The following is a 12,349-nucleotide window of genomic DNA, read 5'->3' on the forward strand; positions in this document are numbered from 1 at the left end:
GCCGGCTCACGCAGCACCCGCAGACACCCTCAGGGCGGAGGAACAGTGGTCACCATCCGCGATGTCGCCAAGCACGCCGGCGTCTCCCCGGCCACCGTCTCCCGGGTTGTCAACGGGCTGGTGGGCTACTCGGACGAGACCCGGGAACGCGTCGAGACCGCGGTCAAGAGCCTCAGCTACGAAACGGACTACCTCGCCCGGGGCCTCAAGACCCGGCAGACCTCCGTGATCGGGCTGCTTGCACCGATGGTGTCGGACGCCTTGGCCTCCCAGGTCATGCAGGGCGTTGAGGAGGAAGCCCAGGAACGCGGCTACGCAGTGATGCTCGGCCGCACCGGAGCTAAGTCCGCCTGCACCCCGGTGACCGCGAATGGCAGCTTCTTCTACAAAAAATGGCAGCTTCTTCTACAAAAGCGGCGCCCCGGGTGCCCGGCAAGTGCGGAGCGGCCGAACTGGCCGACTTTATGGTCAGCATGGCCAGCTCGGCTAAGCATCGCGGAGGGCGCGCCCGGCAATAGCCGGACGCGCCCTCCGCGTGCACCGAACCCGCGATGTGGGTCCACAGCCCCTGATTCAGTCGATGAGCACCGGGTCCTTGGCACGCTCCGAAGCTTCCACAACCGGCGCAACCTTCCCCGAACGGTGATGCATCCAGTTCGCCAGGGCCAGGAGCGCCACGAGTGCGAAAGTGCTCAGGAGCTGGGGACGGGAGTCCTCGCCGATGAGGCCCACCGTGAAGATCGCCGCGAGGATGACAAGGCCGATGCCGGTGAGCCACGGGAAGCCGGGCATCCGCAGGGGAAGCTCCGTTCCCTCGCGGTCGGCGCGGAGGCGCAGTGCGAGCTGGGCGAGGAGCGCGGACGTCCACACCAGCAGGCAGGTCGAGCCCACGATGTTGAGCAGGACAGGAAGGACCTTCTCCGGGAAGGCCAGCTCCAGCACAACCGTGACAACGCCGAAGGCGACGCTGGCGAGAACTCCGACAACCGGGACACGTGCCTTCGACACGGAGGCAAGCAGGCGTGGCGCTTCACCCCGCTCGGCGAGGGAGAACGCCATCCGGGAGGCACCGTAGAGGTTGGCGTTGAGGGCGGAGAGCAGTGCCGCTACGGCTACCAGGGTGATGGCAGTGGCTGCGCCAGGCATGCCGGCCGCATCCAGCACCGCGGCGAACGGGCTCTTCAGCCCCGCCGAACCCACGGGCACCACTGCAGCGATCACGAAGATCGCGCCGATGTAGAAAACGAGGATGCGCCACAGCACGGTCCGGACTGCCTTCTTCACGCTGCGGGCAGGCTCGGCGGTCTCAGCTGCCGCCACGGAGACAATCTCGGTGCCGCCGAATGCGAAGGCCACCACGAAGAGTGCCGTGGCAATCCCGGCAAAACCGCTGGGCGCGAATCCGGCACCCGTGAAGTTGGACAGGCCCGGCGACTGGACGCCCGGCAGCCAGCCGAAGAGCAGGGCAGCGCCCACCAGGAGGAACCCGACGATTGCTGCCACCTTGAGCAGGGCAAACCAGAACTCGAATTCACCGAAGTTCTTCACGCTGGTGAGGTTCACAGCGGTGAGCACCACGATGAACACGAAAGCCATCAGCCACACCGGCAGGGCCGGGAAGATGGTGGCCAGCAGGCCGGCAGCACCGAGCGCCTCGGCCGCGATCACCACCACGAGCTGCAGCCACCAGAGCCAGCCCACCGTGGCACCGGCCACCGGCCCGTAGGCCTTCGCGGTATAGACGGAGAACGCGCCGCTGTCCGGATTGGCGGCGGCCATCTCACCGAGGGCCCACATCACCAGGATGATGAGGGTGCCGGCCACGAGGTAGGAGATCAGCACGGCCGGGCCGGCGGCCTGGATGCCGGCGCCGGAGCCGATGAACAGGCCCGCGCCGATGGCGCTTCCGAGGCCCATCATGGTGAGCTGGCGGGGTTTGAGTGCGGCGCCCAGTGCGCGGCCAGACGTCATTGTCTGTTGTTCCATGGGGAGTCCTCTGGTTGTTGGTGGAACGGATGGGGATTCAGGTCAGTGGTTTCTAAGCAGCGTGGGCTTCCAAAAGCCGGAGCACGCGATCATTGGAGGCGGGATCGGCAACGGTGATCCGCACACCGTCGCCCTGGTACGCGCGGACCAGGATGTCTGCGCGGTCGAACGCGTCCACCAGCCTCGCCCGGAGGCTGTCATCCGCGCGGATCCACAGGAAATTGCCCTGGCTTGGCTGGAGTTTCCAGCCCTGCGCTTCCAGCTGCGCGGCCATCCGTGCGCGTTCCTGCTTGACGGCTGTCACCCGCGATTCCATCTCTTCCCCGGCGTCCAGCGACGCGATGGCAGCCTTCTGGGCCAGCGCACTCACCGAAAAGGGAAGGGCGGTGCGGCGCAGTCCCTCGGCGATGGCCGGCGCCGCCACGGCGTAGCCCACGCGCAGGCCGGCGAGTCCGTAGGCCTTCGAGAAGGTGCGCAGGATGCAGACGTTCGGGTGCTGGCGGTAGAGCGCCAGGGAATCCGGGCCGCTGCCCGCTTCGGCGTACTCCACGTAGGCCTCGTCGACCACCACGAGGATGTCGGAACGGACGGACTGCAGGAAGACCTCGATGCGCTCGTGGCTGATCGGCACGCCGGTGGGGTTGTTGGGGGTGCAGAGCAGGATCACCTTGGTGCGGTCAGTAACGGCCGCGGCCATGGCCTCGAGGTCATGGCCCTCGGCGTTGTCCAGCGGGATTCGGACCGGCCGGGCGCCGGCCAGCTCGACCAGGATGGGGTAAGCCTCGAAGGAGCGCCAGGCGAAGATCACTTCATCGCCGGCGTCGCACAGTCCGGTGATGATCTGCTGGAGGACTCCCACGCTGCCGGATCCCACCGCTATTTCCCCGCCGGTGACGCCCAGGTGCCGGGCCAGCCGTTCGCGGAGTTCGACGGCGGCACTGTCCGGGTAGCGGTTCATGGTGCCGGCCGCTTCGGCCACCGCAGCGGCGGCCGCGGGCAGCGGCTCGTAGTGGCTTTCGTTGCTGGCGAGGGCTGCGATGTCTGCGCCGGCGCCGCGGCGGCCCGGGACGTAGGACGGAAGTCCGGCCACAGCGCCGCGAAGGGTGGGGAGCGCGGTGTCCGGTGCGGTCAGGAGCTGATCACTGGTCATGAGGACTGATCATGATTGTGACCCGCCCCACAATGCAAGATACCCTCATCCCATTGGGACTTCTGCTCAACTTCTAGTAACTGTGGTGAAAATGTGACCATCCCGAACCCTCGCACCTTGGATTCCCTTGACGGCAGGATCATCCTGGCCCTCGACAAGGACCCGGAAGCCAGTGCCTTGGCACTCTCGCGGACACTCGGCGTCGCACGGAACACGGTCCACTCCCGGCTAGGGCGGCTCGAGCGCAGCGGTGCGCTCCGCTCCTTCAGCCGGCGGCTGGATCCCGCCGCGCTGGGCTATGACCTGATGGCCTTCCTCTCACTGTCCATCAGCCAGACGCGGACAGGCGCGGTGGAAAACGGGCTCGCCGCTATTCCCGAGGTCATCGAGGTTCACGCCACCACCGGGGACGCGGACCTCATGGCCAAGGTGGTGGCCCGCAGCACGGCCGATCTCTACCGCATCACCAACGAGATCCTGGAAATCGAGGGAATCCAACGGACCAGCACGGCCATCTCCGTGCTGGAACTCATGCCGCCCCGCTACGACGGCCTCCTAGCCCGGCTCTCCGAGCAGGAATCCCGCCCTTCGAAGTAATCCAGGTGACGCACGCCACAATTAGGCATATTTTCAGTTGCGCCCGCCCATTCCTGCCAAATATCCCAGTCAAATTCGACTCTCTTGCCTGTCCAGGGATCAGCGCAGAAGATTCGTGCATGACTTCACTTACCGTCTCAGGCCGCGTGGCGCAGGTTCTCAGCAGCTATCTCAGCGATGTCTTCGGCGTGATGGGCAACGGAAACGTCTACTTCCTGGACGCCGCGGAAAAGCTGGGCCTCCGCTTCTCCGCCGTCCGCCGTGAAGGCGCCGCCATCGCCGCGGCCGACGCCTACTACCGGACGTCAGGACGTCTCGCCGCGGGCACCACCACGTATGGCCCCGGCTACACCAATGCACTCACCGCCCTGGCCGAGGCCGTGCAGGCTCAGATCCCCGTCGTGCTGGTCACCGGGGACGCCCCCACCAGCGGCGCCCGCCCCCAGGACGTGGACCAGGCAGCCATCGCCGCAGGCGTTGGCGCGGCCACCTTCACCGTGACCCGCGACGCCGCGGGCTCCATCACGCGGCAGGCGGTGGAGTACGCACGCACCAAGCGCACCGCCGTCGTGATTGCCATCCCCTACGACCTCGCGTCACTCGAGGCGGCAGATGAAGAGCTTCCGGCGCCGTTGGCACCGGCAGTGACTGACGACGTCGACGGCGGCCTTGGACAGGTAGCCCGCCTGCTCGCCGGGGCGAAGCGGCCGCTGATCCTCGCCGGCCGCGGTGCACATCTCGCCGGCGCCGGCCCGGAACTCCGCGAGCTCGCCGACCGCCTCGGCGCGCTGACCGCCGGAACCGCACTGGCGCTCAACCTCCTCCAGGGCGACGGGTATCTCGGCGTCGCGGGCGGCTTCGGCACTGATACCGCGGCCGGGCTCATGGGTGAGGCCGATGTGGTCCTCGTGGCCGGGGCAAGCCTGAGCCCCTTCACCATGCGGTTCGGGCACCTGCTCGGCCCGGACAGCACGGTCATCCAGATCGACGCCGCCCTGCAGCCGACGCACCCCCGGGTGGACACGTTTGTCAGCGCGGACGTGAAGTCTGCTGCGGGACACATCCTTGCGCTGCTGGATGACCCGGCCGTACTGGCCGCCAGCCCCGCAGAAGCCTGGCGCGCGGAGGCCCGCAAGCGCCTGGCCGAGGGACCGGCCCACCATCCAGGCTCAGCGGAGACGCCGGACGGCCGGCTGGACCCGCGTCCCCTCGCCTTGGCACTGGATGGGGTGCTGCCGGAGCGCCGCACGGTGGTCCAGGACGGAGGGCACTTCGTGGGCTGGGCACCCATGTACTGGCGCATCCCGAGGCCGCAGGACCTGGTCATGGTCGGGACCGCCTACCAGGCCATCGGACTGGGCCTTGCCAGCGCCGTCGGGGCAGCCCGCGCGGTGGAGGACGGCCGCACCCTGGTGTTGGCATCCGGCGACGGCGGTTTCCTGATGGGCCTGTCCGACCTCGAATCGCTGATTGGCGCGGCCAGCAGCGCCGTCGTGGTGATCTACAACGATGCCGCCTACGGAGCCGAAATCCACCAGTACGGCTCCCGAGGCCTGACCGAAAAGCCCATGCTGATCCCCGAGGTGGACTTCAGCAGTATCGCCCGCGCGCTCGGAGCCGAATCCGCGATCATCCGCTCACTGGAGGACCTTTCCGCGCTCCAGGACTGGATCGACGCCGGCGCCAGGGGAACCTTCGTGGCCGACTGCCGGATCACCTCGAGCGTGCGGGCCCCGTGGCTGAGCGAGTGGATGCAGGCCTCGCAGGCCGCGAAGGCGGCGGTGGCGGGCTAGCTGTCCGGCTGGCACGAAAAAGGAGGCTGACGACGACATCCAGTGTCGTCGCCGTCGGCCTCCTTTTATGTCCGGCGGTGGTGCTATCCCCGCAGGGCGCTGGACCCTAGGCCGCCGTCGGAAGCGTTACGTAGCTGCCCTCGATGGCGCCGGCGGCAACTACGGGAGCGCCGTCAGTTGTGACATAGCTGCCGCGGGTGACGGGGGGCAGGTTTCGTGCGCCAGCGACCGTGACATAGCTGCCCTCGACGCCGGCGGGGACGCTGCCGTCGGGGAGGGTCACGTAGCTGCCGCCGCGCACTGCGGTGTCAGCGACACTGGGGCCGGTAGCGGCTTTGAGGGTGGCTTCGGTGGTGGATGAGGAGGTTGCGGGGCGTTCGGTCAGCAAAGTCATGGAGTCTCCGTGGGGTTTCGCGATGAGGGGCGTACAGGTTCTTGTGCCGCTCAAGCAGGAGGGCGGTTGCGCGTTGTGTCGCTTGCCCGGCTGTCCCGGGTGTCTTCACCGGTGCGGTACTCAAGGGCTACGGCGTCCTGCACCCAACTTTACAGGCGTATTGTGATCTACTCACAATAAGGTGGGAAGGCTCACGTTTTACGCAAGGCACCTGTGGACTTCTCCGAATGGCGCCGGCGCCATAGTAGACGCACAGGTCCGTCCCCTAGCATGGCCCACATGAAGACTGCCCGGGACGCACGCTCTGCCGCCGTTGTCATCAACGCCGGATCCCGCCGAGGGGCGGCACCCGAACTTGCCGTGGACACGATGCGCAAGGCAGGAGTGCCCATCTCCTCCGTGCACCACGTGCTGTCCGGGGCAGACCTGGCCGGGACGCTTGATCGGGTGCTTGCGGACGGGCACGACATGATCGTTGTTGGAGGCGGCGACGGGACGGTGTGCTACGCCGCCGGCCGGGTTGCCGGCACCAACGTTGGGCTCGGCGTTCTTCCGCTGGGCACCGCCAATGACTTCGCCCGCACGCTGGAGATTCCGAGCAATGTTGCCGAGGCGTGCGCTGCTGTCGCCGAAGGGAAGGTGGTGGACATCGACCTGGGCCGGGCCAACGGTGAGCCGTTCCTCAACGTCGCGTCCGTGGGCCTCTCGGTGGCAGTTACCGAAGCTCTCAGCCCCCGCCTGAAACGGTACGTCGGGCCGCTGGCGTACGGCATCGCCACGCTTGGGGCTTATGCCCGGCACAAGCCGTTCCGGGCCCGCCTCGAGTTCCCCGAGGGGGACCACGAGCCGCTGGAGCTCGAGGACCTGCTTCAGGTGGCCGTCGGCAACGGCCGGCACTATGGCGGTGGCAACACGGTCTCCCCCACGGCAGGGATCGACGATCACATCCTTGACATCTACGCCATCCTGGCGGGGCCGCTCCGGGAGCACGTGAGTATCGCACGGTTGCTCAAGGACGGGAGCTTCATCGAACACGACCGGGTGTACCACCTGACCAGCCGGCATGTGCGGCTGGTCACTGAGCCGCAGATGCCGGTGAACCTCGACGGCGAGATCGCCGTCACCACGCCGGCCGACTTCACCATCGAGCGCAACGCCGTCCACGTGGTCGTTCCCCAGAGCAGCACCAGTGCGCTGTTCGACGGGCCGGGCGCCGCGGGCGGGCCGTCCTGAAGCATTATGGTGCTGATCTTCCAGCGGCGGATCGTCGAAGGCCTCACCGCAGGCGCGAGCAAATGAGCTCTGTGCCGCCGGTGGGCCCGGTCGAGGAAACCGCTCTGGCGCCCGCCCCCGAGTGGTGGCAGTCCGCCGTCATTTACGAGGTCTACCCGCGCTCCTTCGCCGACGGCGACGGCGACGGCGTGGGCGACCTCGCCGGGCTCATCGCCCGGCTGCCGTACATCGCCGCCCTCGGCGTCGACGGCATCTGGATGACCCCGTTCCAGCCCTCCCCGCAGGTGGACCAGGGCTACGACGTCACCGACTACTGCGGCGTGGACCCGCTGTTCGGCACCATGGAACAGTTCGAGTCACTCTTGGAGAAGGCCCACGCGCTGGGACTGCGGATCCTGCTCGACGTCGTCCCCAACCACTGCTCCTCGGAGCACCCGCTGTTCCAGGCGGCCCTCGCGGCCGGCCCGGGTTCGCCGGAACGGGACATGTTCCACTTTGTGCCGGGACCGGTGGGCATGTCCGACGACGACGGCGGCGCTGGCGCTGCGTCGAACACCGCAGAGGGCGGCTCAACCGCTTCAGCCAACGACGTCCCGCCGAACAACTGGCAGAGCGTCTTCGGCGGCCGGGCCTGGAGCCGCGCCAACCCGGGCTCGGCGACGGATCCGGACTGGTACCTGCACCTGTTCTCGGCCGGACAGCCGGACTGGAACTGGCGCAACCCCGCCGTCGGCGATTACTTCGACGGCGTTCTGCGCTTCTGGTTCGACAAGGGCGTGGACGGGCTGCGCATCGACGTCGCGCACGCGCTGTTCAAGGCCGACGGGCTGCCGGACTCGCCCTCCATGGGCGGGGTGGTGGACGGGCTGCGGTCCAACCCGCAGGTCTCGGACCAGGAGGACGTCCACGAGGTCTACCGCCGCTGGCGCACCCTCGCGGAGAAGTACGAGCCGCACCGGCTGCTGGTGGGCGAGGTCAACCTGGAACCGGCCCGCGCCGCCCGCTACACCCGCGCCGACGAGATGCAGCAGGCCTTCGCGTTCTCCTTCGTGAAGCTCGGCTGGGACCCGGAGGCGTGGGCCGCCGTCGGCAACGAACTCGAGTCCGCCCGGCAGCTTCATGGCGCCGCCCCCACCTGGGCGTTGGAGAACCACGACATCGTCCGTTCCGTCACCCGCTTCGGCGGCGGCGAGCTGGGCGCTATCCGGGCGCGGGCGGCCCTCGTGGCCCTGCTCGGACTCCCCGGCGCCGCGTACATCTACCAGGGCCAGGAGCTCGGGCTGCCCGAGGTCGACGTCCCCGTCGAGGCCCGGGTGGATCCGATGTGGGCCCGCGGCGGCGTCTGCCGCGACGGCGCCCGCGTCCCGCTGCCCTGGACCGAGAACGCGGCGGCGAACCACGGCTTCTCGCTCGGTGAACCTGCCGTGTGGCCGTGGCTCCCGCTGCCGGCAGACTGGGGAATCCACGCCGTCGAACGTCAGGAGCAGGACGCCGCATCCGCCCTGAACCTGACCAAGGCTGCCCTGGAGCTGCGCCGGCAATTGTGGAAAAACGAGGTGTTCAATGCGGACGACGGCGGCAGCTGGCGGGTCGAGGCCGGCAACCTGCTCATCTGCGAACGCAACGAGCATTTCCTCGTCGCTGTCGCGATGGGCACCGAACCTGCGAAGCTGCCACCCGGAACGGTGCTGCTCAGCGCCGCGCCGCTGGAACAGGACGGCTGGCTGCAGCCGAATAACGCGGCCTGGGTGCTGAGGAACTGATGCGGCCCGTTGCGGCTGGTTGCCCAGATTTTTATAGCGTCGGCGAACTTAGGATGCCTCTGTCGCGGGCACGGGATCATTGCTGTATCCCCCGTAATGGGCTCCGAGAAACATGAGGCCCCAGCCAGTCTCGTAGGACTAACTGGGGCCTTCCTTGCTGGATGCAGGCTACTTGGCGGGGTATACCCATTCCCAGCCGGCAGCCATGAAACCCTGCTTGTGCACGAGGACCCCTGTCGCCGTGGGTACATCGAGGATGATTTTCCCTGTGGCCTTTTCTGCTGGCCCCAGGGCCGAGGGGAACTTTTCCGTGTCGTTCAGGCACATGTAAGCGCTGGCAGTTTGGACGTCACCGTTGAAGGTCGTCCCGTTTTCGGCTATGGCCTTCCACGCATAACCTGCGAGCCCAAACTGCGGGTTAACTGAATTGGCCAGTTCGGGCATTGTTTCCATTGAGACATCTAGCGCAACGAAGTGGCCGTTTTCGGACGGCTGCGCGTACTTGTTCGTGCAAGCCGGATCAACTTGAATCGAGTTGATAACGAAGGTGGCGACAGTCTTGTCTTTGTCGGTGACCGATGCGCCTTGGCCGGGAACCTTGACGATGTTGCCGCGGACGGATTTTTCGGACGCGGCCTGCGCCGTGGTATCCGTTGCTGATGCCGATGCGCTACTTGCCGCCGGCTCGACGGTCGGGGCGGCAGGGCTGGTTTGGGATGCGCCACAGCCGACGAGCGCAAGCGGAATAAGCGCCAAGGCGCCAACGAGTGAAGACTTCAAGAGTTATCCCCCAGATAGAACGAGCGTGATTCGCCAAGAGTATATGCGGGGTGCGACAGGCCGTGGAATGCGTCTGGGTCGCACCCCATCGTTACGGCTCCAGACATGGGGAATATTGATGCTAAGGCTGTGGATGGGCATCAATTGATCTGGACAGGACGCAGGGCGCTCAAAGTAGCCCCAATTTGCTTCGGCGAGTTCTGCGCACAGCTGGGTAAACCCGCCCACCGGGGACTATCCTGCGGCCCAGTTCCCCAGACCGTTCGGCTGCTCCTCAAATAGTGCCGCCCATAAGATGAGGCATGGACTTCGAGGACACGCTCTGGACGGTCTTGGGAGCCGGGCTGGTCCTGCTGATGCTCGTCGACGTCTTTCGTACACTCCTTTATCCGCACGGTTCCGGCCCCCTGGGCAGGGCGATCATGCGCGGATTCTGGCTTGTATCGAGAAGACTGCGGGGCCGGGGCTCGTTCATCGCGGCACCCTTGGCGATGGCCGCTGTCATTGGTGCCTGGGCAAGCTTGGCGGCCATCGGCTGGGCTCTGCTCTACCTGCCCCATCTGACGGACGGTTTTGTTTACGGAGCCGGGGTTCCGCTGCGGGCCGACTTTGCCGAAGCCCTCTACATCTCCATGGTCACGCTTTCCACCGTGGGGTTTGGCGATATCGTGGCAACGGAATCACTGCTCCGGCTGGTTGTTGCCCTCGAGGCCGTCACCGGTTTCGGCTTGCTAACAGCAACGGTCACGTGGATCCTGCAGACTTTCCCGGCCCTGAACCGCCGCCGGGCCCTTGCCCACCAGCTGACGCTCTTCAGGGAGGCTGCAGGTCCGGCAGGTGTATCGGCCATGGACCCCAGTCACGCTGCCGGCCTTTTGGAGGCCATTGCCGGAAACGTGGCTACGGTGAGCATAGACCTGCTTGCGTTCCATGAAACCTACTACTTCCGTGAAATTGAGCAGCGCGGCTCCCTACCCGCCACCGTGGCCTACGCCCAGGAGCTGGCATCCCAAGCGCAGCGCAGCGAGAGCCCTGAACTACAGTTCGCCGGACGGATGCTCCACGCGGCGCTGGACGGACTCGCGGAGGTCCTCCGAGGCAAATTCGGCCATGCCGGAGCCACATCTTCCGATGTGTTCGACAGCTACGAGCTGCACCACCGGCACCGGCGGCCGGGGGAACCGGACAAGAACTAGCCTGCGGGTAGCCGCTGCCGCGTACCTGCCGTGCTGACCGCTCTTTAGCCTGTCCAGCGGCGACGTCTGGCTCGAGGCCGGCCAGCCCTGGTAGCCACGCTGAAACCGGCTCCCGCCTTGGTGGCGGGAGCCGGTTCTTTCCGGCCTCGTTGCCCCCAGCGATGCTTTGCGCCGTTGATCGGTGCCCGACTCCGGCCTACGCGCGCTGGGAGATGTTGATGATGTTGTCCTCGCTGTCCAGGAACCAGGCTGCCTTCCCCCAGTCAGCGGTGGCGACGCCGTTCTCCGTCTTCAGGCCGGGAAAGTCGTAATCTTCAAAGACGACGCCGCGGCTTCGCAGTTCCTCCATCTCGCGTTCGAGGTTGTCCGTTTCCCAGCCCATCTGGGTGTTCTTGGCGGTCCCGGCATTCTCTGTCTGGTACATGAGGAAGCGGGTTCCCTGGCCGCAGCTGTACATCACGCTGCCTTCCTCCATGGATTCGGAGGGTTCGATTCCCAGCTTGTCCCGGTAGAACTCCTTCGCCCTGTTGATGTCCTTCGCGGGGAGGACAGCGATGATGTTTGAATCCGTGAGCATGATGATTCCCTTCAACGCGTAGATGACCGCAACGATGGCGTGGCTCCCCCCGTTTCGGCCCCCGGAATCCTTGTCCGGAGCCCGTGACCGCCCCTTTGCGCCGAGCCGGGGCAGCCACCTAGGACTCTCCAACGCCGCGCCACCCATCACCAGCGCGAAGGGCCCCCGAAGTTTATGTGGTCATTATGGACCGGTTTGGTCTTGCGGAAACAGGGGTGACTGGCATTGGGCTGAAAGGACGCTCGTCGAACAGGGAGCTGCAAAGCGCCGTTCCAACAGGCCGTGACGGAAGGCAAGCTGCTGACGCCTGCGGCGTGACGGGCCGCGGCCGGCCCGGTCCACTTCCGCCAGTGGCCGCACGATGCCAGAGTTGAACTGTGGATGAGGCAATTGGGAACGAAGCAACGGGGAACGAGGCCGCCGGAAATGAGGAAACTGGCGGGCTCGTCCTGAACCTGGAGTGCACGCTCGCCGCTCGCTCGGAAGAAGTCTTCAGGATGCTGACGGAATCAGCCGAACTCATGAAGTGGTGGGGTCCGCAGGGCTTCATCATCCCGTCAGCCGAACTCAACCTCACCGAAGGCGGCCGCTACCGGTTCAGCATGACCCCACCGGAAGGCGAACCGTTCCACCTCTCAGGCGAGTTCCTGGAGATCGATCCTCCGTGGCGTCTGGTGTACACCTTCCGCTGGGAGGAACCGGCGCCGGACGACCGGGAGACCGTCGTCGACCTTTCACTCGGAAGTACGGGCGAAGGCACGCGCCTGGTGCTCGCGCAGGGGCCGTTCCTGACGGAGGAGCGGCTGGCCCTGCACCGCAACGGCTGGACCGAGTCGTTCGAGAAATTGCAGGCGGTCTTGGGTGGCGGCTCCTGAGGAGC

General features: G+C 66.6%; 11 protein-coding genes and 1 pseudogene. 7 read left to right on the top strand and 5 right to left on the bottom strand.

What is annotated here, in order from left to right; all coding sequences use genetic code 11:
* Positions 1 to 45: 45 nt before the first annotated feature.
* Positions 46 to 174 (top strand): annotated as a pseudogene (locus B5X90_RS21680) (LacI family DNA-binding transcriptional regulator); the annotation flags it as partial.
* 399 nt (positions 175 to 573) lie between these two features.
* On the opposite strand, the gene B5X90_RS14105 reads toward B5X90_RS21680, so the two are convergent.
* Both B5X90_RS14105 and hisC read right to left on the bottom strand, forming a co-directional pair.
* Positions 574 to 1,986, bottom strand: coding sequence for an amino acid permease (locus B5X90_RS14105; RefSeq protein WP_079554074.1), 1,413 nt, complete (start codon positions 1,984 to 1,986; stop codon positions 574 to 576).
* A 52-nt stretch (positions 1,987 to 2,038) separates the two neighbouring features.
* Positions 2,039 to 3,136 (bottom strand): histidinol-phosphate transaminase, encoded by a 1,098-nt coding sequence (gene hisC / locus B5X90_RS14110; RefSeq protein WP_079554076.1) that lies wholly within the window; start codon positions 3,134 to 3,136, stop codon positions 2,039 to 2,041.
* A gap of 93 nt (positions 3,137 to 3,229) precedes the next feature.
* Here hisC and B5X90_RS14115 point away from each other — a divergent pair, with 93 nt between their 5' ends.
* Together B5X90_RS14115 and B5X90_RS14120 are read left to right on the top strand one after the other, a co-directional pair.
* Positions 3,230 to 3,733, top strand: coding sequence for an Lrp/AsnC family transcriptional regulator (locus tag B5X90_RS14115; protein ID WP_079554078.1), 504 nt, complete (start codon positions 3,230 to 3,232; stop codon positions 3,731 to 3,733).
* A gap of 119 nt (positions 3,734 to 3,852) precedes the next feature.
* Positions 3,853 to 5,526, top strand: coding sequence for a thiamine pyrophosphate-binding protein (locus B5X90_RS14120; protein WP_079554081.1), 1,674 nt, complete (start codon positions 3,853 to 3,855; stop codon positions 5,524 to 5,526).
* Positions 5,527 to 5,632: 106 nt separating this feature from the next.
* Here the strand turns inward: B5X90_RS14120 and B5X90_RS14125 are convergent, their stop codons facing one another.
* A complete protein-coding gene (locus B5X90_RS14125) occupies positions 5,633 to 5,920 on the bottom strand; it encodes a hypothetical protein (RefSeq protein WP_079554083.1) in 288 nt (95 codons plus the stop codon).
* 279 nt (positions 5,921 to 6,199) lie between these two features.
* Here B5X90_RS14125 and B5X90_RS14130 point away from each other — a divergent pair, with 279 nt between their 5' ends.
* Both B5X90_RS14130 and B5X90_RS14135 read left to right on the top strand, forming a co-directional pair.
* Positions 6,200 to 7,153: a lipid kinase gene (locus tag B5X90_RS14130; protein WP_079554085.1), complete on the top strand. Its 954-nt coding sequence runs from the start codon at positions 6,200 to 6,202 to the stop codon at positions 7,151 to 7,153.
* A gap of 62 nt (positions 7,154 to 7,215) precedes the next feature.
* On the top strand, positions 7,216 to 8,916 hold the full coding sequence (locus tag B5X90_RS14135) for an alpha-amylase family glycosyl hydrolase (protein ID WP_079554087.1): 1,701 nt from the start codon (positions 7,216 to 7,218) through the stop codon (positions 8,914 to 8,916).
* A 168-nt stretch (positions 8,917 to 9,084) separates the two neighbouring features.
* Here B5X90_RS14135 and B5X90_RS14140 read toward each other — a convergent pair whose 3' ends face one another.
* Complete coding sequence (locus B5X90_RS14140) at positions 9,085 to 9,696, bottom strand: DUF4352 domain-containing protein (protein ID WP_143264759.1); 612 nt, start codon at positions 9,694 to 9,696, stop codon at positions 9,085 to 9,087.
* 302 nt (positions 9,697 to 9,998) lie between these two features.
* Between B5X90_RS14140 and B5X90_RS14145 the strand changes: the two genes are divergently transcribed.
* Positions 9,999 to 10,892: a potassium channel family protein gene (locus tag B5X90_RS14145; RefSeq protein ID WP_079554091.1), complete on the top strand. Its 894-nt coding sequence runs from the start codon at positions 9,999 to 10,001 to the stop codon at positions 10,890 to 10,892.
* A 196-nt stretch (positions 10,893 to 11,088) separates the two neighbouring features.
* Here the strand turns inward: B5X90_RS14145 and B5X90_RS14150 are convergent, their stop codons facing one another.
* Positions 11,089 to 11,469, bottom strand: coding sequence for a VOC family protein (locus B5X90_RS14150; RefSeq protein WP_079554093.1), 381 nt, complete (start codon positions 11,467 to 11,469; stop codon positions 11,089 to 11,091).
* Between the two features lie 377 nt (positions 11,470 to 11,846).
* Between B5X90_RS14150 and B5X90_RS14155 the strand changes: the two genes are divergently transcribed.
* Positions 11,847 to 12,344, top strand: coding sequence for an SRPBCC family protein (locus B5X90_RS14155; RefSeq protein ID WP_256860237.1), 498 nt, complete (start codon positions 11,847 to 11,849; stop codon positions 12,342 to 12,344).
* The last annotated feature ends 5 nt before the right edge of the window (positions 12,345 to 12,349 follow it).

It is taken from the genome of Arthrobacter sp. 49Tsu3.1M3, assembly GCF_900168135.1.
In the GTDB taxonomy this organism is placed as follows: Bacteria; Actinomycetota; Actinomycetes; order Actinomycetales; family Micrococcaceae; genus Arthrobacter.